The 25,187-nt window shown below is 35.8% G+C and carries 17 protein-coding genes and 1 tRNA gene; 16 read left to right on the top strand and 2 right to left on the bottom strand.

Going from position 1 to position 25,187, the window contains the following annotated elements; genetic code table 11:
- The first annotated feature begins 426 nt into the window (after positions 1-426).
- The 16 genes from QWY86_RS03035 to sov all read left to right on the top strand — a co-directional run bounded on the left by QWY86_RS03035 (position 427) and on the right by sov (position 23,395).
- Positions 427-499 (top strand) — tRNA-Thr (locus QWY86_RS03035).
- Positions 500-627: 128 nt separating this feature from the next.
- Entirely contained in the window at positions 628-1,788 is a 1,161-nt protein-coding gene (locus QWY86_RS03030) for an amidohydrolase family protein (RefSeq protein WP_290238620.1), read from the top strand.
- A 5-nt stretch (positions 1,789-1,793) separates the two neighbouring features.
- The gene (locus QWY86_RS03025; RefSeq protein WP_290238618.1) at positions 1,794-2,747 is read left to right on the top strand and encodes an NAD(P)H-dependent flavin oxidoreductase; all 954 of its coding nucleotides are present in this window, start codon (positions 1,794-1,796) and stop codon (positions 2,745-2,747) included.
- A gap of 52 nt (positions 2,748-2,799) precedes the next feature.
- Positions 2,800-3,072 carry an acylphosphatase gene (locus tag QWY86_RS03020; protein ID WP_290238616.1) on the top strand — a complete coding sequence of 91 codons (273 nt, stop codon included), beginning with the start codon at positions 2,800-2,802 and terminating at the stop codon, positions 3,070-3,072.
- A 138-nt stretch (positions 3,073-3,210) separates the two neighbouring features.
- Positions 3,211-4,692: a lipopolysaccharide biosynthesis protein gene (locus QWY86_RS03015; protein ID WP_290238614.1), complete on the top strand. Its 1,482-nt coding sequence runs from the start codon at positions 3,211-3,213 to the stop codon at positions 4,690-4,692.
- Positions 4,693-4,774: 82 nt separating this feature from the next.
- Positions 4,775-6,460 (top strand): tetratricopeptide repeat protein, encoded by a 1,686-nt coding sequence (locus tag QWY86_RS03010; protein ID WP_290238612.1) that lies wholly within the window; start codon positions 4,775-4,777, stop codon positions 6,458-6,460.
- A complete protein-coding gene (lolB1, locus tag QWY86_RS03005; protein ID WP_290238610.1) occupies positions 6,438-7,229 on the top strand; it encodes a lipoprotein insertase outer membrane protein LolB1 in 792 nt (263 codons plus the stop codon). The genes QWY86_RS03010 and lolB1 overlap by 23 nt, the downstream gene beginning before the upstream one ends.
- 155 nt (positions 7,230-7,384) lie before the next feature.
- A complete protein-coding gene (locus QWY86_RS03000; RefSeq protein WP_290238609.1) occupies positions 7,385-8,680 on the top strand; it encodes a murein hydrolase activator EnvC family protein in 1,296 nt (431 codons plus the stop codon).
- 43 nt (positions 8,681-8,723) lie between these two features.
- Positions 8,724-9,092, top strand: a complete 369-nt coding sequence (locus QWY86_RS02995; protein WP_290238607.1) for a Sec-independent protein translocase subunit TatA/TatB — start codon at positions 8,724-8,726, stop codon at positions 9,090-9,092.
- Positions 9,093-9,103: 11 nt separating this feature from the next.
- A complete protein-coding gene (locus tag QWY86_RS02990; RefSeq protein ID WP_029287719.1) occupies positions 9,104-9,304 on the top strand; it encodes a Sec-independent protein translocase subunit TatA/TatB in 201 nt (66 codons plus the stop codon).
- Positions 9,305-9,319: 15 nt separating this feature from the next.
- On the top strand, positions 9,320-10,738 hold the full coding sequence (gatA, locus tag QWY86_RS02985) for an Asp-tRNA(Asn)/Glu-tRNA(Gln) amidotransferase subunit GatA (protein ID WP_290238601.1): 1,419 nt from the start codon (positions 9,320-9,322) through the stop codon (positions 10,736-10,738).
- A 267-nt stretch (positions 10,739-11,005) separates the two neighbouring features.
- On the top strand, positions 11,006-12,409 hold the full coding sequence (locus QWY86_RS02980; RefSeq protein WP_290238599.1) for a lytic transglycosylase domain-containing protein: 1,404 nt from the start codon (positions 11,006-11,008) through the stop codon (positions 12,407-12,409).
- Between the two features lie 74 nt (positions 12,410-12,483).
- On the top strand, positions 12,484-13,101 hold the full coding sequence (locus QWY86_RS02975) for a hypothetical protein (protein ID WP_290238596.1): 618 nt from the start codon (positions 12,484-12,486) through the stop codon (positions 13,099-13,101).
- A gap of 99 nt (positions 13,102-13,200) precedes the next feature.
- Positions 13,201-15,525 (top strand): NADP-dependent malic enzyme, encoded by a 2,325-nt coding sequence (locus QWY86_RS02970; protein ID WP_290238595.1) that lies wholly within the window; start codon positions 13,201-13,203, stop codon positions 15,523-15,525.
- A gap of 71 nt (positions 15,526-15,596) precedes the next feature.
- On the top strand, positions 15,597-16,181 hold the full coding sequence (ruvA, locus tag QWY86_RS02965) for a Holliday junction branch migration protein RuvA (RefSeq protein ID WP_290238593.1): 585 nt from the start codon (positions 15,597-15,599) through the stop codon (positions 16,179-16,181).
- Positions 16,182-16,192: 11 nt separating this feature from the next.
- Positions 16,193-23,395 (top strand): T9SS outer membrane translocon Sov/SprA, encoded by a 7,203-nt coding sequence (gene sov, locus QWY86_RS02960; RefSeq protein WP_290238591.1) that lies wholly within the window; start codon positions 16,193-16,195, stop codon positions 23,393-23,395.
- Between the two features lie 36 nt (positions 23,396-23,431).
- Here the strand turns inward: sov and QWY86_RS02955 are convergent, their stop codons facing one another.
- Positions 23,432-24,442: a TlpA family protein disulfide reductase gene (locus QWY86_RS02955; protein ID WP_290238589.1), complete on the bottom strand. Its 1,011-nt coding sequence runs from the start codon at positions 24,440-24,442 to the stop codon at positions 23,432-23,434.
- Between the two features lie 6 nt (positions 24,443-24,448).
- Positions 24,449-24,946 (bottom strand): hypothetical protein, encoded by a 498-nt coding sequence (locus QWY86_RS02950; RefSeq protein WP_290238588.1) that lies wholly within the window; start codon positions 24,944-24,946, stop codon positions 24,449-24,451.
- Positions 24,947-25,187: the final 241 nt, after the last annotated feature.

Genomic DNA, 25,187 nt, shown 5'->3' with positions numbered 1-25,187 from the left:
CATCACAGCGAAAGCCTGGTGCAACAACCCTAATAATTGGTCTCAAGAAATTCTATAACATCTATCTAGGATTCGAAATCCAAAAGGATGTGGGTACACGGTAGGCTACTACCGGGTTTAATTAAATCAGTTTGTACAATTATTAATGTTGCGAAGACCATCCCTTGCTCCTCCTTATAAAAAGGAGGGGAGTTGGGCACGGCAAGGAAAATTTTTTGTGGTAATCTGATAGGCTTTGGTTCAATGCTCAACCTTTAAACAATGAATCAAAAACCTCCCAAAGCAGAAATAACTTCCCCTCCTAATTTAGGAGGGGCAAGGGGTGGTAAAATTTAAGAAAAGAATAAACCCTCCACAACTCAATTAATTTTCAAAAAAATTTTTAACAAAAGAATATTTTTTTCTATACTTGCAGCCCGATAAAAAGCCTCCTTAGCTCAGCTGGTAGAGCAACTGACTTGTAATCAGTAGGTCATTGGTTCGATTCCGATAGGAGGCTCTTTTTATATTTACGATTGTAGATTCACAATCTTAGATTTTGTCCAAAATCAAAATTCTCCAGAGTATTTTACTTCATAAATCGATTTCAAATCATATTTCCTAAAAGCAAAATCGTAATTTCGCTTCATGTTAAAATACTTTTCTGCCGATTGGATTTTCCCTGTTAACATCCCTCCAATAAAAAATGGAACAGTTGCCGTTAATGAAATTGGCGAAATTGTTAACTTATTTACAGAAGACCAATCAAAGCGTTTAGAAGTAAAGAAATATACCGGCGCAATTGTTCCAGGTTTTGTAAATACCCATTGCCATTTAGAACTCTCGCACATGTTTAAGCAAATTCCAGCGCAAACCGGCTTGGTAGAATTTGTTAAGCTCATCATAAAAAGCAGGCATAGTAGCGAAGAACAGCTTAAATCGGCTATGGAAATTGCAGATAAGCAAATGTTCGATAATGGAATTGTAGCCGTTGGAGATATATCAAATCAAATTAGCTCAAAACAAATCAAGCTTAACAGCAAAATTGCTTACCATACTTTTATTGAAGCGATGGGCTTTTATCCCGATAGGGCAGAAGCGATTATGGCACATGCCAAACAAGTTGAGCAAGAATTTTCACCATTGCCAACCTCAATTGTTCCTCATGCGCCATATTCAGTTTCATCACAACTTTTTCAGCTAATTAATAAAGCTGCAATTCAAAAACAGAGTTTTCTGAGCATTCATAATCAGGAAACGCCAGATGAAAATCTGTTTTTTCAAGACAAAACAGGTGGTTTTTTAGAGTTATATCGTTTTTTAGGTTTAGATATAGAATTTTTTAGGGCTTCTGGTAATACTTCTTTAAAAAGTTATCTGCCTTACATATCGAATCAAAAAACTCTATTGGTTCATAATACAGTTTCGAGTAAGGAAGATATCGCTTTTGCAAAGCAAATCAACTCAAATTTATATTGGTGCCTTTGTCCGAATGCGAATTTATACATAGAAAATACACTGCCAGATGTCGACTTGCTTATCCAGGAGAATGTGAAAATCACTTTAGGAACAGATAGTTTGGCAAGTAACCATCAGTTAAATATTCTGGCCGAAATGAAAACACTTCAGGAAAATAAAAACGTTAGTTTTGATAAGCTGTTAAGCTGGGCAACTATAAATGGTGCTGAATTTTTAGCTTACGAGAAGGAATTAGGTACAATAGAAATAGGCAAAAAACCCAGTTTAAACTTAATTCAACTTACTGACGATTTTAAAATAATAACGGATAAAGTGACTAAATTGGCTTAGATAATATGAATCCAATCTGCAAACTTTTTAATATAAAATACCCGATTATTCAAGCCGGAATGGTTTGGTGCAGTGGTTGGAAATTGGCTTCTGCAGTTTCCAATGCTGGTGGCTTAGGCATCATTGGCGCAGGCTCTATGTATCCTGATGTTTTGCAAACACACATCCAAAAATGTAAGCAGGCAACCGAAAAACCTTTTGGTGTCAATATCCCATTATTATATCCAAATATTCAGGAAATTATTGATGTGGTGATTGAAGAAGACGTTAAAATTGTTTTTTCTTCAGCAGGTAATCCGGCAACGTGGACAAGCATTCTAAAAGAAAAAGGCATTACTGTTGTACACGTTATTGCCAATACAAAATTTGCTTTGAAAGCACAGGAGGCCGGAGTTGATGCAATAGTTGCCGAAGGTTTTGAAGCCGGAGGACACAATGGTCGCGAAGAAACCACAACGATGTGCTTGATCCCAATGATTAAAGCTGCGGTAAATATTCCTGTTATTGCTGCGGGCGGTATTTCGAGTGGAAAGTCGATGCTTGCAGCTTTTGCCTTGGGTGCTGATGCAGTACAAATCGGTTCTGCATTTGCCGTTGCAGAAGAATCTTCTGCACACCAAAACTTTAAAGACAAGATTGTTTCATCAGCCGAAGGCGATACAAAACTGGCGATGAAAAAACTCGTTCCCGTTAGGTTACTAAAAAATGAATTTGCAGATGCCGTTGCACAAGCGGAGGCTGCAGGTGCCGGAAGAACGGAGTTGGTGGAGTTATTGGGTAGGGGAAGGGCTAAACTTGGTATGTTTGAAGGCGATATCGAAAACGGCGAACTCGAAATCGGGCAAGTATCAGCTATGCTAAATAAGGTTAAGCCTGCAAAGCAGATTCTAGGTGAAATTTGGGCAGAATATGTTTTAGAATTAAAAAGGTTTAAAGAATTATATGATGCAACAGTTTAATAACGATGCTTTATTAACTTTGCAACATTAAAACATTTCAACTTTTACTATAATGAAGCATTTAAATATCGTTGTTACCGGAAAAGTTCAGGGAGTGGGTTTTCGAGAAACTACCAAAATTATAGCCAATCAAATGTCGGTTAATGGTTTTGTAAGAAACGAAAAAGATGGTTCTGTTTATATTGAGGCAGAGGCAGACGATATTTTCCTGGAAGAATTTGTAAACTGGTGCCACGAAGGACCAGACCGTTCTCGCGTTGAAAATGTTTCGGTAAGCGAAGGTGAAGTGAAGAACTATCTTAATTTTGAAGTTTATAAAAAGTAACGGGATTTATGATTTTAGATTTACGAATTACGATTGCAAACCTTAAATTTAAATTATCCCAATTAATAAATAAATTGATTCTAGTTTAAGGAGGTCGAATTGCCAATCTAAAATCTAAAATCTAAAATCTAAAATCCATTGTCTGTATATAAAAAATTTCTTGGGCAAACCATGGTTTACGGTATCAGTACCGTTTTCTCCAGGTTGTTCAATTTTATCTTGACACCGATTTATACAGGTGTTTATCGTGCCGGCGTGTACGGTGTTTTCACTAACATGTATGCAAATGCGTCGCTAATCAACGCAGTTCTGGCCTTTGGGATGGAAAGCACCTATTTCAGGTATTTGAATAAGTTTGAAGATAAGAAACAACAGGTTTACAACAATTCATTCTTATGTATAGCTTTTGTTTCTACACTTTTTCTTTTAACTGGTTTAGTTTTTTCTAATTCTATTGCTTCATATCTTGCTATTAAAGCTTCAGAAATACCGGATTATAAACAATACGTAAGTTTATTTTTATGGATTTTATTTGTTGATGCGATTTGTGTAATTCCTTTTGCCAAGCTTCGTGCCGATGGAAGACCAATGAAATATAGCATTGTTAAATTCTTAAATATTGGGTGTTTTGTAGGTTTTAATCTCCTGTTTATTTTCGTTCTACCAGCAATTATAAAAAATAATTGGATAGGTGCTTCGTGGTTAAATTCCTGGTATCGCCATCAATGGATTGGCTATGTATTTGTTGCAAACCTTATTGCGAGTTTAGCAACCCTTTTGGCATTAATTCCGGAGTTTCTTAAGTTACAATTGCGGTTTGATAGGGCATTGTTTTCAAACATGTTCTCCTACAGTTGGCCAATTCTAATTGCGAATTTGTCTTTTATCGTTAATGAGAATCTTGATAAAATTGTTTTAAAAGAGTTATTGCCTCCAGATATTGCAAATGTTCAGGTTGGGATTTATGGAGCAGTTTGTAAAATCGCCATTTTCTTAAGCATTTTTATTACCGCATTCAGATTAGGTGCTGAACCATTTTTCTTTAGTCACGCTAAAAACGAAAACGCCAAGCATACTTACTCAAAAATTCTGCAATATTTCGTTATTGCATTGGCTGTGTTATTCGTTGCTTTGGTTGCCAATATAGAACTTCTAAAATTCTTCATCAGAAATGAAGAATATTGGGTAGGCTTACCGGCTGTTCCATATTTACTCTTAGGCTATGTTTTTTTAGGTATCTATATGAATCTATCCATTTGGTATCGGCTATCAGACCAAACCCATTTTGGCTTGTATATATCTGTAATTGGCGCCATAATCACAATTGTATTAAACGTAGTCTTGATTCCAAAATTTGGTTATATGGGTTCGGCCTGGGTATCTATGGCTGCTTATGCCAGTATGACGATTATTTCTTACATCTTAGGTCAAAAATACTACCCAATTCCTTACAACCTTAAAAAAATATTAACTTACATAGTTATTTCAACAATCATCGTGTTTACATCATTTTTTGTATTCGATAAAAACATTTACATCGGCAATGCCATGTTAATCGCATTTGTTGCCGGAATTGCATATTTTGAGAAAGCTGAATTAATGAAAATGTTAAAACGTTAAAGCTAAATTTGAATTATTGAATGATTCGTTTTGAATGATTGAATGTTTTCAGCTATCTGAATTCGCCATATCCATGTAAATTATGAAGAAATACATTTTTTTTGCATTGTTAAGTTTTGGCCTTAAAGCTTTTAGTCAGTTGCCGCCTGTAAGTGCAAACCAGGACAGCAATATGGTTAAGCAGCTTTTCTTTGCCGGCTTACGCGAAAAAATGTCAGAAAATTATGCGGTTGCATCAACAAATTTTAATAAGGTTGTTGCAATTGATGTGAAAAATCATGCGGCTTATTATGAGCTTGCAAGTTTGAATTTAAGGCTTAATAAACTTACAGAAGCTGAATTAAACATCAAAAAAGCGATTGGTTTAAATGCTGGCAATAAATGGTATTTGCGTTTGTTAACGGAGGTTTATAAGCGAAATAATAACATGACAGAACTAGTTTCGGCCTTTAATCAATTAATAGCCATCGAACCGGATAATGATATTTATTATTTTGATAAAGCGAACGCTCAGTTAATTGCCAATCAGGTAGAAGAAGCAAAAAAGACTTTTAATGAGATTGAAAGTAAATTTGGTGCTTCCAGAGCATTAACAAATGCCAGAAGAAGAGTGGATGGTGGTAATGCATCTGAAAGCGATATTGTAAAGTTGTTGGAAGGCAACCAGGCTGATGTGAAAAATTACCTATATGCTGCGGGTTTACTCATTCAAAAAAATAATGATGCCGAAGCCTTAAAAGTTCTGTTAAAGGCACAACAAATCGAGCCTAAGAATTTTGAAGTGAACCTTGGTTTAGCTGATATCTACCGCAAACAAAAAAACGATGATGCAGCATTTGCCTCCTTAAAATTGGCTTTTGAAAGTGAGGAAATGCCGATTGACGAAAAGGTTAAAATTGTGGCTGCGCTTTTCCCGAAAATTGAAGAACCAATTGTTGCAAAAAACATTACTGCGTTAAGTAAAAACCTGGCAGAAGCAAATCCTAACGATGCGAAATCACTTGCACTTTATGGCGATGTGTTGTATCAGCAGAATAAATTAAAAGAAGCGTTGGTTCTATATCAATCTGCATTAAAACTAAACGAACAGGTTTATGCGGTTTGGGAGCAGGTAATTAACATTCAAACATTGCTTGGTCATTACCCTGATGCTGTTAAATTGGGCGATGAAGCATTAGCCATTTATCCTAACCAGGCAAGTTTGTATTACTATGTTGCCTATGCGCTGTACAAAACCGGAAAATATGATAATGCTCAAAGCAATCTTAAGAATGCACTTCAACTTGATGTAGATAATAAGAGCTTACAGGCTCAGATTTACGCATTGCAAGGAGACATCTTTATTAATCAAAATAATTTTTCTCAGGCCAAAGTTGCATTCGAGAAGGCGATTTCAACTGAGCCGGATAATTATTTGATTATGAATAATTATGCATATTATCTTGCGCTCAGAAATGATGATTTGGCTAAAGCCGCTAAGTATGCCGAAACTGCGGCGAGTGCTATGCCAGAGAATGCTTCGGTTGTAGATACTTACGCCTTCATTTTATTTAAGCAACAAAAGTACGATTTAGCCAAAACCTGGATAGAAAAGGCCTTGCAAAACAATAGTAATAAGAACGGTGTTTACTTGGAGCGTTATGGAGATATCCTTTATATGAAAGGTGAAAAGGATGCTGCACTTATCCAATGGCAAAAGGCAAAAGAGGCCGGAAATGGCTCCGAAGTTTTAATAAAGAAAATCAATGAAAAGAAATATTTTAAATAGTGTAATGATTCTTTCGGCGGCAACCTTTTTTGTTGCTTGTAAACCTAAAAAAGAAATTGTTGTTGCACCACCAACTACAACTGCCCCAAAAACCGATAATTCTAAAGCCGAAGGCTTAAACTTACTTAATAGCAAACAACTTAAGTTTAACACACTTTCATTAAAGGCAAAAGCTTCGCTTGATATTTCTGGAGATGCTAATGATGTAACCATGAATTTCAGAATGAAAGATAAGGAAGTGATTTGGGTTAGTATTACTGCTTTAGGGGGTATGGCAGAAGTTGCAAGGGCTCTAATAACACCTGATAGCATTAAAATTCAGAATAAATTGAAGAGCGAATACCTGAAAAAACCTTTCAGTTATATTTACAATTTCACCAATAAACAGGTTAATTTTAATACACTTCAATCTATTTTAACTGGTAATGCAATGGGCGAATTTCTTACTGATAAATCTGATATAAAACAAGTTGGAGGTGCTTGGGTTGTTTCTGGAAGTAAGGAGAGTTTAGATTACCGCTTATTGTTTAATACCCTTTTCAAGGTTGCGGAAACTAACCTTAACGATTCAAAAAATGGTCAGGCACTAAAAGTTAATTATTCTGACTATCAAAAACTTAATGAGTTTCTTTTTCCTGGGGCTTTAAAAATCAATACCTTATCAGGCACAAAAAAAATCAATATTGATTTGCAATATGTAAAAATTGATGGCAATGTTCCGGTAGAATTTCCGTTTACAGTACCAAAGCGATATACAACTGTAAAATAGTGGTTCTGGTTTAATTCTTATTAAATTTCTGCATAAAAATTTTACAGTTTTTAATTTCGTTATAGGCATGAAGAATTTGTGAAGAAGACTTGCTAATGCCCTTTGTAACTTAATTTTAATACTTTTTACTGTAAAATTTTTATACTTTTGGCTTAATGAAGCTATACAAACTCCAAATCATCCTGTTTTTAAGCACAATTGCCTTTTCTTCGACAGCGCAAACTGAAAGCCAATTACGGAGAAAAAAAGAAGCGATACAGCGAGAAATTGAGCAGCTACAAAAAAACTTAAATAAAACTGCAAGTGGTAAAAAACTTACATTGCAGCAAATAAACGCTATCAATGCTCAGATTAGGCTTCGCCAAGATAAAATCGGAACTATTAATTCAGAAATAAAAAACCTTGATAACCAAATCTCTCAAAACACAAATACCGTACATACATTACAAGGTCAGCTTGGCGATTTGAAAAAAGAGTATGCGGGAATGATTCGCTTTGCACAGCGCAACAGAAATGCTTACGAAAAAATGATGTTTATTTTTGCTGCAAGAGATTTTAATCAAGCATACAAACGAATTAAATATTTACAGCAATTCAGTCAATATCGTAAAAAACAAGCGGGTTATATAGAGAATACGCAGACTGAATTAAATGGAAAAATTAAAGTTCTGGACAAGACTTTAAGAGAAAAAAGTGAACTTTTAAAAGAACAGGAAAGAGAACGTGAGCGTTTAGGTAAAGATAAAAATCAGCAATCAGCTGTGCTAAATAGCTTAAGTAAACAAGAAAGACAATTTAAGCAGGATATCAATACCAGAAAGAAACAACAGGCGCAGATTGACAGGGCAATTAGATTGGCGATACAAAGAGCGATTGAGGAGGCTAAGCGTAAAGCAGCTGAAGAAGCAAGGATAGCGGCAGCAAAAGAAGCCGCAGCCAGAGCCGCAGCAGTAGCTAAGGCAAAAGCCGAAAATAAGCCAGTGCCTGCAGCAGCAGCACCAGTAAAAGAAAAATCAACAAATGAATTGCTAACCAACGATGCGAGCTCTGCTAAACTTGCTGCAGGTTTTGAAAACAATAGAGGTAGACTCCCTTATCCGGTTTCGGGTACAATTACTGAACATTTTGGTGTTCATAAAGTCGATCAAGCTTCTATGAATAACGAAGGTGTAAATATAACTGCTGCCGATGGAGCTCCAGTTAGAGCAGTGTTTGATGGAGAAGTATTGTTTGTGAACTTGATTTATGGAAAATATGTTGTTGTATTGCAACATGGAAACTACTTTACAGTTTATCAAAATCTTCGTTCGGTGAGTGTTAAAAAAGGTGATAACGTAAATACGCGTGAAACCATTGGTACTTTGGCCGTAACCGGAGATGCTGCTGAACTGCATTTTGAGATTATGAGAGGCCAATCCAAATTAAATCCAGAAGCTTGGATTAGTAAATAACAATAGGCAATTAATGTTTATATTTGTATAAAATAGATTAGTGATGTATCAAGGCACGTTATTAGAGTTTTTAAATATGGGTGGATCTGAGATCGTACTCATTTTAGTAGTGGTTCTTTTGTTATTTGGAGGTAAAAAATTACCCGAATTAGCAAGAGGATTAGGGAAGGGAATTAGAGAGTTTAAGGATGCTTCTGATGGTGTAAAACGTGAAATCCATAGAAATATTAATGCAATGGATTTGGATAAAGACGAAGAACAAAATGCTACAAATACACACAGCCAGCGACACCATCCAACAGATGATTCTTCTGTAGATGAAAAAGTTGAATCAAATTCAGATAGCAATCATTCCTCTGTTAGCAGTACTCCCATTGATGAAAAAATTGTAACAGACAGTCAAAAAGTTTAAACTAAAAAGTTATGTTAAATACAACAATAGCAGCAATGCTTGGCACACCAGAAATTATTATCATTGCAGTAGTGGTATTATTATTATTTGGTGGTAAAAAAATTCCTGAACTTATGCGTGGCTTAGGTAAAGGCGTTAAAGAATTTAAAGATGGTAAGGATGGAGTTGATGGTGAACAAGTTGATCCTTCAAACCGCGATAAAACCGTTTAACACAAATTTTAAGTTTTGAAGAAATACAGTTCTCTTAAAGAGATACAAGCGCTCATTTCGCAAAAGCAATTAACTTTACCCGATTTATTGGCTTATTATTTTAAGCAAATTGAAACAAACGAACACCTCAACGCATTTAATGAGGTGTTTTTTTATTCGGCAGAGGCACAAGCGAAAGCAGTACAGCAAAAAATAGAAGATGGTACGCAAGGTAAACTTGCAGGAATGGTTATCGGTATAAAGGATAACATTTGCTATCAAGATCATATCGTTACGGCATCATCAAAAATGCTCGATGGATTTGTATCTCCTTATTCTTCTACAGTTGTAGAACGTTTATTGCAAGAAGATGCGATTATTATTGGTCGATTAAATTGTGATGAATTTGCAATGGGCGGCTCAAATGAAACCTCTTACTTCGGAGCTGTAAAGAATGCTGCAAACCCAGAACTTGTTTCGGGAGGTTCTTCTGGTGGTTCTGCAGTAGCTGTTCAGGCAGATATGTGTTTGGCTGCATTAGGTACCGATACAGGTGGCTCTGTTCGTCAGCCAGCTGCCTTTTGCGGACAAATTGGTTTAAAACCAACTTATGGTAGAATTTCTAGATATGGTGTAATCGCCTATGCTTCGTCATTTGATCAGGTTGGACCAATAACTTCATCCGTTGAAGATGCCGCAATACTATTACAGGTTTTAGCTGGCGCTGATGAAAATGACTCTACAGTATCTCCAATTAAAGTTCCTGAATATTCTGCTCAACTGAACGATGATAAAAAACAAAAAATTGCTGTTTTAAAAGAGACCATCGAAAGCGATGCGCTTGACCCTGAAATTAAAACGTCGATTTTAAAATCAATTGAAGATTTAAAGCAAAAAGGCCACACGGTTGAGTATGTTTCATTTGATTTGCTTGATTATCTCGTTCCGGCTTATTACATATTAACCACTGCAGAGGCATCATCAAATCTTTCCCGCTACGATGGTGTACATTACGGCTACCGTAACGAAGAAGCAAAATCACTTACAGATTTATATAAATTTTCCCGTTCTGAAGGTTTTGGGGAGGAAGTTAAGCGTCGTATCTTACTCGGAACATTTGTATTAAGTGCAGGTTATTATGATGCATATTACCAGAAGGCACAACAGGTAAGAAGATTAATCAGAGAAAAGCTTGATGAGCTATTTAATGATTTTGATTTGATTTTATCGCCTGTGGCACCAACGGCACCATTTAAAATTGGCGATAATTTGCAAGATCCATTGGTAATGTACATGGCAGATATTTTTACAGTTTTACCATCGCTGAGTGGCAATCCGGCTATTGCACTGCCTTTAGGCAATAATGCAGCAGGTTTGCCGTTAAGTATTCAGTTTATAGCCAGGCATTTCGAAGAAGAAGCATTGCTTGCTTTTTCTAATTCATTTTTATCGTAATACGTCATTGCGAGGAACGAAGCAATCTTTTACAGTTTGAAAGATTTTTATTTTGGAAATGTAAGCAATAGCTTTTGGTTAATATTTCGGGTTTTGCAGGTTTGAAACCTTAATAAAAAACAAAAATTGCCATTTAGCCCCGGGTGCAGCGGTTACCCTGCAGCAAGGATGAAACTGACGCAGCGAAGCGTAAAAGCGAAACACGGGAAGAAATTTAATTAGTGTACATAATTTGCGCTTCAAATTTTTTTTATTAAATCAAAACGCATGATTAAAAAACTACTTTTTACTTGTATCATATCGCTCACCGCATTCTCACTTAGCTCATCTGCACAGCAAATTTTAAAAGTCGATAGTCTTTTTAAAAGGCAAAATAATGTTTTTATCAATACAGATACTGTTTCAGTTCCGCTGGCGATAGAAAACCCTTTGCTGTTAAATCAGAATTATATTTATAAACTACGTTTAGATTCGGTAACCCGTACAGTTCCGCTTCCTCATAACGAATATGTACAGCAGTACATTGATATTTATGTTAAACGTAAAGATATGTTTGGCAAAATGCATGGACTTTCTGATTATTATTTTCCAATTTTTGAAAAAGCATTAAAAGATTATAATATCCCGCAGGAGATAAAATACCTGACAATTGTTGAATCTCAAATGAACCCACACGCAATTTCGAGGGTTGGGGCAACCGGAATTTGGCAATTTATGTTTGGTACTGGTAAAGCTTATGGGTTAAAAATGGATAATTATGTTGATGAACGTAAGGATCCGATTCAGGCCAGCTATGCTGCCGCTGCTTACTTTAGAGATGCTTTTGAAGAACTGGGCGATTGGCTTTTGGCTATTGCAGCTTATAATTGCGGAAAGGGAAATGTTAATCGGGCGATTGATAAAGCAGGCTCCCGCGATTTTTGGGAAATAAGACAGTTTTTGCCAAAGGAAACCAGAAATTATGTTCCAGCATTTATTGCTGCAGTTTATGTAATGAATTATTCTGGAAAACATCAAATTACCGAAATGGCAAGTAACATGATTTTGAAGACTGATACCATGCAGGTTAATCATTTTGTCTCTTTACAATCAATTGCAAAAGTTTTGGATATGGATGAACAGGCATTATTTGCTCTAAATCCTTGGTACAAGAAAAAAATAGTAAACGGTATGGCCGATTTACCAAAACGCGTAATTCTTCCAAAACTCAAAAGTGCTGATTTGGCAGGTTTATATGATGTGCTTAACAACGATGAACCTAGTGGTAGGATGAGTGTAATCGAGGCCAGTACGGATGATGTTCGTGAACTTCGAAAAAAGAAAACTGTTTCGAGTTCCTCAACGGCTGTTATTTACCATAAAGTAACTTCCGGACAGAGCCTAGCTACTGTTGCGAACAAATATGGAATTGAAGTGCAAGATTTAAAGGTTTGGAATGGTTTGAAAAGTAAAACAATTGTTCCCGGACAAAAGCTTAAAGTTTATGCAAAGAAAACAATTGCTTTAAAAGCACCTGCATCTTTTTTAACCTATACGGTTAAACGCGGTGATACACTTTCAGAAATTGCTGAAAAATTTGATGGCGCTACAGTTCAAAGCATTCGTAAAGATAACCAGCTTGCTAAAGCTGGTTTACAGCCAGGCATGGTGCTTAAGATTAGTAAGGGATAAGATTTATAGCTTTTTCGACTAATTATTTAGATTTGTTTATCTAACATAAATAAATGAAGCTAACTTATTATCTAATGTTTTTACTAATTTTTCCTAACGAAATTTTTGGTCAGGAACAGAAAATCAAACATAATCCGAAAGCAGTTGCACTGAATGCTAAAGCAGGCAAATTACTATCTCTTGCAAATGATTGGGATGTTGAAATTCATAGAAATGCGTTGAAATTTCTGGATGGTGCTACAGACATTGAGCCTAATTATGTTTCTGCGTATTCTAATAAACTTAATTCGCTGCTAATCTTAAATCAAAATGAGCGGGCAATCTCAACTGCAAAAAGAATTGTGCTAATTAATCCGAAAGATTTTATTTCATATATAAAACTTGGGGTTGTTTATGAGTCTTTAAAAAATAAATCTTCGGCTAATTCCAATTATAAGAAAGCTTTCGAAGTAGCTGCTCACAGGCAAAAGGAAAAGGGAAGAATATCTCCTTATTATGATCAGACAGTGGTTTATGCACTTTTGTTTTATAAGGGAAAGAAGATAGCTTTAAAACACTTGGATAGTATTACTCAATTCTATACAAAAGAAAATGATCTTAAACAGAACGACAGGCTTAGAAATATTATCACCGCTGAAAACTATGATTTAGATTCTAAGAAGAAAATTTTTAATTATTTCAGTGTACGTTAACTAATTTTCAAATCCCTCATTCTTTTTATTCACTAGCCTTTTTATTTTAAGCCTCATAAAAAGAATTGTACCTTTGCGCCGTCACTAATAAGTTACTTAATGAGTAATATCAATAGAAAGCAAGATGCGCTCGATTACCACTCGCAAGGGCGGCCAGGAAAAATACAAGTAGTACCTACAAAACCAACAACTTCGCAACGCGATTTAACTCTGGCTTATTCGCCAGGTGTTGCAGAACCTTGTTTGAAAATAGCCGCTAACACGGATGATGTTTATAAATATACAGCAAAAGGAAACTTAGTTGCGGTAATTAGTAATGGTACAGCCGTTTTAGGCTTGGGCGATATTGGTCCGGAAGCAGGAAAACCTGTTATGGAAGGTAAAGGTTTATTATTTAAAATCTTTGCCGATATCGATGTATTCGATTTAGAATTAGATACCAAAAATGTTGATGATTTTGTAAAAATCGTTAAAGCATTAGAGCCAACATTTGGTGGTGTAAATTTGGAAGATATAAAAGCGCCCGAGTGTTTCGAAATTGAGCGTCGCTTAAAAGAGGAAATGAATATTCCTGTAATGCACGATGACCAACATGGAACAGCCATCATATCTGGTGCGGCATTACTTAATGCCATCGAAATTCAGAAAAAGAAAATAGATAAAATTAAAGTTGTAGTGAGCGGTGCCGGTGCTGCAGCGGTATCGTGCTCTAATATGTACCTGTCTCTAGGTGTAAAGCCAGAGAATTTGGTTATGTTCGATATTAATGGAATAATTGATGTTAATCGAACCGATTTAGACGAAATGCGTATGCGTTTTGCAACTACCCGCAAAGACATTAAAACTATTGGCGAGGCCATGAAGGGTGCTGATGTTTTTATCGGTTTATCAGCAGGGAATGTTATCCAACCGGAAATGTTGATGGGTATGGCAAAAAACCCAATTGTTTTTGCAATGGCCAATCCAAATCCGGAAATTGCTTACGAACTTGCGGTAAAAACCAGAAAAGATATCATTATGGCAACAGGCCGTTCTGACTATCCAAACCAGGTGAATAACGTTTTGGGTTTCCCATATATTTTCAGAGGCGCTTTGGATGTTCGTGCTACAACCATTAACGAACCAATGAAAATTGCAGCTGTTAAGGCTATTGCAGAACTTGCAAAAAAATCCGTACCGGAAGCCGTTAACTTAGCATATAATGCTCGTAACCTTAAATTTGGTAAAGATTACATCATTCCAAAACCTGTAGATTTTAGGTTAATTACCGAAGTTTCTATTGCGGTTGCAAAAGCAGCGATTGAAAGCGGTGTAGCTCGTAAAATTATTACCAATTGGGATGCATACCACGAAGAATTAAGAAAACGCTTAGGTTTGGACGATGTTATCATGCGTGCCATCACCAACAAAGCGAAGTCTGACCCCAAACGCGTTGTTTTTGCTGAAGCCGATAATTATAAAATCTTAAAGGCGGCTCAAATTGTTAAGGATGAAGGCATCGCGATTCCAATTTTATTAGGGAACAGAGAAAAAATACAAGATATTATTGATGGCCATGCTTTGGAATTAGATGGTGTTGAAATCATCGACCAGATGCAAAATCCGGCGAAAACCAAACAATACGCAGATGCTTTATATAAAAAACGCCAACGTAAGGGGATTTCTGCCAGCGATGCAACCAAGCTTTTGAGGGATAGAAATTATTATGGTGCATCGATGGTTGAATTTGGTGAAGCAGATGCAATGATTTCTGGCTTAACTAAAAACTATGGTGATACCATTAAACCTGCCTTGCATGTTATTGGTGTAGATCCATCAGTTAAACGAGTTGCTGGTATGTACATGATGATGACTAAAAAAGGTCCGGTGTTTTTTGGTGATACTACTGTAAACGTAGATCCAACTGCTGAAGAACTTGTAGCCATTACTTTATTGGTAGAAAAATCGGTTAAACAGTTTAATATTAAGCCAAGAGTTGCCTTATTGTCTTATTCTAACTTTGGTTCTAACGATGGTGTAACGCCAGAAAAAGTTAGAAAAGCTGTAAATATCTTACATAAAGAACACCCTGAAATTGTAGTTGATGGGGAAATGCAAGGAAACTTTGCCATGAATAACGAGCTTTTAAAGGATAATTTCCCATTCAGTACTTTGGCAGATGCGCCAGCCAACACGCTAATTTTCCCTAATCTGGAAGCAGGTAATATTGCTTATAAATTATTGCAGGAACTTGGCGGTGCTGAGGCTGTTGGGCCGATTTTGTTAGGGTTAAATAAACCTGTGCATATTGTACAATTGGGTAGTTCTGTACGTGAAATTGTAAACATGGTTACCATTGCCGTTGCTGATGCGCAAGCTAAAGAAGAATCAATGGGAACAGGCAAGCGAAAAGGCCTTTTTACAAAAACAGCAGTAAAAAAGTAAATTCTTAATTGTTTTTAATCGCAATTAAGCTTAAATTAATAATCTAAAATCGTAACTCGGAATCTTAAAATATGTACGCCTACATTGATGGTAAACTTACCTTTAAAAACCCTGCCTATGTTGTAATAGAAGCAGGAGGAATCGGTTATCATATTAATATTTCGTTAAACACATACAGTAATCTTACTGATGCAGAAAGGTGTAAGCTTTACACCTGGTTGCATGTTAAGGAAGATGGACATACTCTATACGGCTTCGCTGATGAGGGCGAACGCCGTTTATTTTTGCACTTAATTTCTGTATCGGGCATTGGTCCTAACACTGGAAGAATGATTCTTTCATCAATTACGCCAACGGAAATTCAGGCTGCAATTGTTCATGCAGATTATCCTCTAATACAGCGTATTAAGGGTTTAGGTGCTAAGACTGCGCAGCGTCTGGTTTTAGAATTGCAGGATAAATTAAAAAAGGAAGGTGTAGATTCATTAATTTCTATGCCTCAACACAATACCATTAAAGATGAAGCGTTATCAGCATTAGTGATGCTCGGTTTCGCCAAACAAACAGCCGAAAAAACTATCGATCAGATTTTGAAAGTAACAGAAGGGACGCTTTCGGTAGAGCAGCTAATTAAACAAGCCTTGAAGAACTTATAGATTTACCGCCTTTGAAGAGAATATTTACCCTATTAATTCTCATCCCACTTCTATTTGCCACAAAAAACAGCTTTTCACAAGTTGTTACAGGCAAAGCGGATACCGCTTTGTTAAAAAATAATTTCAGTCTTCGCGAGAAGCAATTATTGGGCTTAAGTCCAAGTACCAATCCTTTTTATCCGCTTCCAAATGGTTTAAAAAGGGTTGTAGAATTTGATGCTAAAAATAAAAGATACATTGTAAAAGATTTAGTTGGTGATAAATATGTAACCAGCACGCAATACTTAACGTTAGATGAATATCAACGATTGGTAAACAGCGAAATTAAACGTGGTAACTGGAGAAGTATTTCGAACGCTGAAGTAAGTGATTTCAGAAATACAGGTGTAATTCCACAGATTCAAGTTAATAGCAAGGCATTCGAAAAATTATTTGGAGGTACAACTATTGACATTCAGCCTCGGGGCGAAGCTGAATTAACTTTCCTTGGTCGCACTAACAGAAATGAAAACCCTTTGTTTAACGAGCGACAAAGGGTTCAAACGAATTTCGATTTCAATCAAAGAATTCAGATGGATTTGATTGGAAATATCGGTACAAAATTAAAAATAAAGAGTAATTACAATACAGAAGCGCAGTTTGATTTTGAAAACCAGATAAAATTAGATTATACTGGCGGACCAGACGATATTATTAAAAAAATTGAAGCGGGTAACGTAAGCTTACCATTAAATACGAGTTTAATTTCAGGTACACAAGCTTTGTTCGGGTTGAAAACGCAGCTTCAATTTGGTAAGTTAAATGTAACCAGCGTTTACACGCAGCAGAAATCTCAATCGAGAGAGATAAAAATAACTAATGGCGCCCAATCAAATGATTTTAGGGTTAGTGCAGAGAATTATGAGGCCAACCGTCACTTTTTCTTATCTCAATATTTCAGAAATACTTACAATAGAAATTTAGCGAATGCCCCAATAATCACTTCACCCATACAAATTACAAAAATTGAAGTTTGGATAACCAATAAGGCTGGTAACACTACAGATTCAAGAGATGTTTTAGGTTTAATCGATTTGGGCGAAAGTACCCCATTTAATACTGCACAAATTACCGGAGGAGGCTCTGCACTTCCTGCAGGAACAACGGCTACAGGATTTGGACAGCAATCAAATAATCTGTTACAAAACCTTCCGGCAGGTGCAAGATTTACAAACTCAAACGACGTAATTTCCTACTTCCAGGCTAATGGCGGTACAGATAACTTTGCAAAATTAATCTATGCGAGGAAGCTAACAGATAGGGAATTTACCTTTCAGCCTCAGCTTGGTTATATCTCCTTAAATAATGCCTTGAATGGCGATGAAGTTTTAGCGGTTGCTTATCGTTACACTTATAATGGCGTAGAATATCAGGTTGGAGAATTTTCTACTGATGTTACTTTTGATGGTGCAACACCAAAAGTTTTATATGCAAAATTATTAAAGAACGAAACGACTAAAATTAACCTTCCAACCTGGGATTTGATGATGAAAAACATCTATTCTATCGGTGGATATCAAATTAGTAGTCAGAATTTTAGGTTGGATGTTTACCGCATTGATAACCAAAGTGGCGTTGAAAGTCCGGTGATGACTGAAGGGCAAAACACCGCCAATAAGCAGTGGATAAATCTGACCGAAGTAGATAGGTTAAATCCACAAAATGAGAGAAAATCGGATGGAGTTTTTGATTTTGTGCCCGCGAATAATGCTTTTGGTTCTGCAACTAATACCTATACGGCAAATAATAGCTCAACCTTTGGTTCTAATTTAACGGGAACGGGTTTATCAGCTTTGCTGAATAATACGAATACAGGCTACATAACAATAGACCCCGCAAATGGGCGGATAATTTTCCCGGTTATTGAGCCGTTCGGAAAAGATTTGGCTGCCAAGTTTGCCCCGGGAGAGCAAGCATTAATTGATAAATATACTTTTACGGCTCTATACGATTCTACCCAAACAATTGCTAAACAATTATTTCAGGATAAGAATAGATTTGTTTTTAAAGGTCACTACCAATCTGATGTTTCATCAGAATTTAGCTTAAATGCCATAAATGTTCCTGAGGGTTCGGTGAAGGTTTTTGCCGGAACAATGCCTTTGGTAGAGGGTGTAGATTTTACTGTAGATTACCAAGGGGGGCGGGTAAGTGTCATCAATCAGGCACTTTTAATTTCTGGACAGCCCATAAGAATTACAACAGAAAATAATGAGCTTTTTGGTTTACAGCAACGTTCTTTGTTTGGTACGAGGTTAGATTATAAGGTAAATAACAAATTGAATTTGGGTGGTACGATAATGAATCTTACCGAGAAACCTTTAACCCAAAAAGTTAATCTTGGAGAAGAACCCATTTCTAATACCATTTGGGGCGCAGATATTAATTACAGTTCACCATCCAGGTTTTTAACAAAGCTGGTAGATAAATTGCCATTTATTTCAACTAAGGCACCATCAAGCGTTAATTTTTATGGTGAGTATGCGCAATTAATTCCTGGTCATCCTAGGGCTTTAAATTTTGCCGGAAGTAGAAATGGAGTAAGTTATCTTGATGATTTTGAAGCATCGAGGTCTGTTATCGATTTGAAAGGTGCAATTTCCTGGCAGCTTTCTGGTACGCCACAACTTTTCCCAGAATCTCAATTAATTGATAATCTGGAATATGGTTACAACAGGGCAAGAGTTGCATTTTATAATATCGACCCAACTTTTTACAATGCAGCGGCATCTACAACTCCTGCTAATATCCGTAACAATCGAAACGAGCTGTCAAACCATTACGTTCGTGAGGTTATAGAACAAGAGGTATTTCCATTTAAACAAACAGCTACCGGACAGGCATTAAATATTACAACTTTGGATGTTGCCTATTATCCAACCGTTCGTGGTCCTTACAATTTCAGAACGACCGGATTTAACAGAGATGGCGCATTATTAAATCCACGAAATAATTGGGGCGGTTTCCAGCGAAGGATAGAAACCAACGATTTTGAAGCATTAAACGTTGGTTTTATTGAGTTTTGGGTTTTGGATCCTTTTATCTACAACAAAAGTAATACTGCCGGTGGTGATGTTTATTTTAACCTTGGTAATATTTCTGAGGATATTTTGAAGGATGGCAGAAAATCATTAGAAAATGGTTTGCCTGCGAATGATGATCCTACAAAATATGATGAAACAAATTGGGGTCGAGTTCCAAGATTACAACCCGTAATTCAGGCTTTTGATAACGATCCTGATGCACGTAGGGCACAAGATGTTGGTTTGGATGGTTTATCAAACCAGAATGAGAGAACAAAATTTGCCAATGCAATTAATACAATTAAAGCACAGTTAAGTCCGGCTGCAGCTGCAATTATAGATGCCGATCCATCATCAGATGATTATGCATACTTCCGTGGACCAGCTTTAGATCAAATTAACGCCGGCATTTTAAAGCGTTACGAAAAATACAATGGTCCGGAAGGAAACTCTAAAACTTCACAACAATCGCAAGCAGAGCTGGGTTTAGAAAATTCGGCTTCAACATCTTTACCTGATGGAGAAGATATTAATCGCGATAACAACATGACGCAAAGCGATGAGTATTTTCAGTACAAAGTTTCTATGCGTCCTGCAGATTTAGTTGTTGGTCAGAATTACATTACGGATAAGGTTACATCAACGGTAAGACTTGCCAATGGAAATAGTCAAGCTGTAAACTGGTACCAATTTCGTGTACCAATCGGAGATTATCAGCAAAAAGTAGGTAACATTCAGGATTTTAAATCTATCCGATTCTTTAGAATGTTTATGACGAATTTTGCCGATACAACGATTATGCGTTTTGCAAAATTGCAGCTCATACGTGGCGAATGGCGAGAATTTAATACTAAAAATGGCGCAGATCAGGTAATTGTTGATCCTAGTTTACCGTTATTAACTCCAGATAATTCGACAGTAGAGGTTGCTACCGTAAATATTGAAGAAAACGGAAGACGCACACCAATTCCTTACGTTACTCCGCCGGGAATTATCCGTGAGAGAGATTATAGCAATTACCGCGGAGATACCCGTTTAAATGAGCAATCTTTAGCGGTTACCGTAAAAACTTTGAGGGATGGATACGGGCGTGCTGCCTTTAAAACTGCTTACAGCGATTTCCGCTCATATAAGCGTTTGGAAATATTTATTCACGCGGAGGCGATAAATAATCAGATTTTGAATGATGGCGATGTATCTGCTTTCTTAAGAATTGGAACTGATAATCAGGATAACTATTATGAATATGTTATTCCGTTAAAAATTACAACACCCGGAACTTCTGACCCAGATGCAATTTGGCCAGAAGCAAACCGAATGGATATTGATTTGCTATTATTTCAAAATGCCAAACTCGCCCGTAATGTTGCAAAACAGCCTAACGGACAACCGTGGCCAATAAATCAGCCTTTTACATATTCTGATGGTGTGCGGACGATTATTGTAAAAGGACAACCAGATATGAGCAAGGTTAGAATTTACATGTTGGGGGTTAAGAATCCGCTGAGAAATTTAGCTGATCCGGAAGGTGATGATGGTTTAGATAAAAGTGTTTTAGTGTGGTTTAATGAGTTGCGATTAACGGAGTTTGATGAGCGTGGAGGTTGGGCGGCAACTGCCAGATTAAACTTGAAATTAGCAGATTTTGCTGATGTAAATATTTCGGGAAGTAAATCATCCATCGGTTTTGGTTCTATTGATTCTCGTGTTAGTGAAAGAAATCGAGCAGATAATGTTTTGCTGGATGTTTCTTCAGCGGTTGAATTGGGTAAGTTTTTGCCTCAGAAATCTGGTGTAAAAATACCAATGTTTGTAAGCTATTCTAAACAGGTTGCAACGCCTCAGTATAATCCAAAAACGCCTGATATTGAATTGAAGAATGCACTTGATCAGGCAACGAAAGAGCAAAAGGATTCGATATTAAATTTTGCACAAGATTATACGGTTAGGCGAGGCATAAACTTTACAAATGTTAGAAAAGAACGAACGAATAATACTAAGCCAGTTCGACTTTGGGATGTTGAAAATTTCTCGGCAAGCTATGCTTATACGCAATTCGATCATCGCGATTTTATAAATCAAAGTAGTATCCAGAATAACTACCGCGGTTCTTTACAGTACAGCTATTCGAAAGAAGCGAAAAGTTATGCGCCTTTTGAAAAAATTATAAAGTCGAACATGCTTTCTATACTGAGGGATTTCAACTTTAGTATTTTACCGAGTGCCATTAATTTCCGTGTTGATGTGGATAGATTATATTCCGAAAATACCCTGAGAAATAACGATCCGAATAATACCATTCCTTTATTACAAAGTGGCTATGGAACAACTTTTAATAAAAATTTCAGAATGAGCCGCTTGTATGGAATCGCCTGGAATTTAACACGTTCTTTACAGCTCGATTTTAATGCAACAAATTATTCGATAATTGATGAACCTGATGGCAGAATTGAAGGTTTAAAGAGAGATACCGTTTGGCAGAATTTAAAGCGTTTGGGTAGGACAACAGATTACAACCATAACCTAAATGTAACTTATGCTGTACCAATTAATAAAATACCTGGTTTAAACTGGGTTACGGTATTAACGAAATACGGCACAAACTTTAACTGGCAAACAGAACCGTTAGCAACATTGAATGATCCGAATATTAACTTAGGTAACACCGTTCAAAACAGCAGGAATATTCAGGTAAATCCAACATTTAATTTGAACAGCCTTTATAGTAAGTTTGGTTTTATCCGCAATGCGAATAACAGTGAAGAAGGCGGTGGTGCAAAGAAATTTTTTATCAACCTTTTAACGAGCATAAAAAATGTGAACGTAAATTATGTACAAACAAAGGGTACATTTTTACCAGGTTATTTACCACGAACCAGATATTTGGGAATTGATAATGTTACCGGAGCGCCAGGATTAGGATTTGTGTTTGGTAGCCAGCGAGATATAAGAGATATGGCGCTAAATAATGGCTGGTTAACAACAGATACACTTCAAACGCAGCAATATGTAAATACGCTTCGAGAAGATTTTCAGTTAACAAGTCAAATAGAGCCGATTAAAGATTTACGAATTACGTTGAGGGCAAATCGGGCACAAACCAGAAACTTTTCTACTAATTTCAGGTATGTGGCAAGTGTAGCTTCATTTGAAAACTTAAGCGCAATTACTACCGGAGATTACAGTATATCATACATCGCAATCGGAACAGCTTTTAAAGAAAATAACGCAAGTACAATTTCTACATTATACAACAGGTTTATATCAAACCGAATGGTCATGTCGAGGCGTTTAGGCGGACAAAATCCAAACTCTTCAGGTAGTACAAATGGCTATGCAGATGGTTATGGTAAGGAAAGTCAAGATGTGGTTATTGCTGCATTTTTAGCGGCCTATTCGGGTAAAGATGCAAGTAATTCTAAATTGAGTTCTTTCCCTAAAATTCCATTGCCAAACTGGAGTTTAACTTATAATGGATTAACAAAAGTTCCATTTATTGCAGATAGATTTTCATCAGTTGATATTAAACATGGTTATCGTTCTGCATATAACATAAATGGTTATAATTCATTACTTCGCTATCAGGAGAATAATGGTTTTGTAAGTACAAGAGATGCTAATAATAACTTTTTACCACAATTTCAGTTTGCTCAGGTTACCGTTTCAGAATACTTTTCTCCATTAATTGGTATAGATACGCGTTTAAAAAATAACATCACGGCAAACATCGAATTAAACCGTTCGCGACTCTTGGGTCTAAGTTTAACGAATAGTCAGTTGGCGCAACTTTCCGAAAATAATATTGTTGTTGGATTTGGATATCGTACCAATAAATTCCGTTTTCCTTTTGGATGGTTTAAAAGTTTAAAGATGGATAACAACATGGATTTCAAACTGGATGTAGCCATTAGAGACAATAAAACAGTTATTTACCGAACAGTTACCGATGGAAATAATCAAGAAGTTGCACAAAGGGAAGTGTCTTCTGGAGCAAAAAATATTACGCTTAGACCAACTATTGATTATGTATTAAACCAGAAGTTTAACATCAGGTTATTTTACGATTCAAACATCACTAAACCATATACGTCGCAAACGTTTAATACATCGTTTAGTAATTTTGGTTTTAGTTTGAGGTTTACGCTGAATTAGCAAATTAACAAAATTGAATAGATAAAATGCTTAGATTTAATTAAGATTATTATTGATAATTTTAATTAAATCGGGACTTTCTGGTCCTTGCGCATCTGCATACAACAGTTTGCCTGTTTTATCAAAGAGTAGATAACGAGGTATGGAACTTAATTTTATTTCTTTTAAAAATTTTGACGTTCCATTATTTAGAATTCTGTAACTATGTGACACATTGTTAATCTTTTCTAAATGAGCTGCTTTAAGCCATTCGTCATTATTTTTGTCTGTTGAAAGATATATGAAAATTATCTTTTTTGTCTTGAATGCTTCGGCAAGTTTCCTAGATGCAGGCATTGCATCTCTACATGGGGCGCACCAGCTTGCCCAAAAATCAACGTAAATAAGTTTGCCTGTTGATGATTTAATAATCTTATTTAGTGAAGTAATTTGACCTGCTGAAGAAATAAGTTTTACATCATTTTGATCGTTCAACTCACTCTGTAAATTCAGTTGAAATTTTTTATCTAAATAGGAATTTAGGCTAGCATCTTTATATCTTGTTTTAAAATCTGAATAGTATCTGGAGAGATCTTTTATAGATTCTCCAAATTCTACCATTTTTTCGATACAAATAAACCTGCAATATTTTTTAAGGTTGTTATCAAGCGAATCAGGAATCCCATCGTATGCCTCTTTATAATCCAAATATTCTCTAGATTTTGAGAAATTTGATATCCCTTTGAGAATAACATCTTCTAGATAAGTTCCTAGAATTGACATGGAATATGAGTTCTTTAAAAGGTTATCATTCATTATACCTTTATTATAAACTGTTTCCAAAACATTGCTGTCCCGAAACATTCTATATAACAACTTATGCTGAATCGTAAATTTGTTGCGCAGTTGATAACTTAGTGCATTATATAGACCTTGCCCTAAAACATCCTGATTATTATATATAAAATTATTGTCTTTAACATATTGCTCTTCCAATAAATTGGTTAGCAAAATAAAGGTTGGCTTATTTCTTTCATAAAAATTGTAATTTACCTTTAATGGAGACATTGACATTTAATCAAAATCTCCAAAAAATTCCGTTGGCTTTGTATCGCTAGTTCCATAAAAAAGGTTTTTTAAGGAATCAATGCGGTATTTTAATGAGACATACTCTGAACTTTTGATGAATTCTTGAAACAATGAAAGCCTGTTTATAAAGGTTGCATCTTTGTATTTAACAATTGATTTTATAGCAGTAGCATTTGAATTTAAAATTAAAGTGTCTCCTGCGCTAATTAACAAAGTATCCTTTTCAACACCCTTATGACTATACCAAATAAATTCTGTACCAGTGATTGATAACTGTAGTGTATCTTTCTTTTTATGAGAAATCACTTCGTAGTCCTTAAGCTTTAAATAGCTTCTTCCACTACCTATTAAAATCGGGTTTTGTGTGCTGTTTTGAATAACAATAGTGAGTTTTGTACTATCGCTACTAATTTTCTGGAAGCAAAAAGTTTTTAAGGCGAACAATGTAAATGAGATGGTAAAGATTAAGTTCTTATTAATCATAAATTTAGATTTTGACACAGTTTATTAACTTGAAGGTGTTTATTTGGTTAAAAAACAGTCAATATGAATATAATATCAATATATCAAAATAAATTATCAAATTCAAACTGTCATAGTGTGCTTTAAAGTCCTGTGTAACCTTTTAAAAACATTATAAGTTAGTTTAACTTCAATTGCTAATAGCGAAACTTAATTGTATTTTTGAGCCAAGAAAGCGCACTAACATTTAAAGTTTTTGCAA

It is taken from the genome of Pedobacter aquatilis (assembly GCF_030409415.1).
Taxonomy (GTDB): Bacteria; Bacteroidota; Bacteroidia; order Sphingobacteriales; family Sphingobacteriaceae; genus Pedobacter; species Pedobacter aquatilis.
Note: the sequence above shows the minus strand (reverse complement) of the source record. Positions and strands in the feature narration are given on the sequence as shown.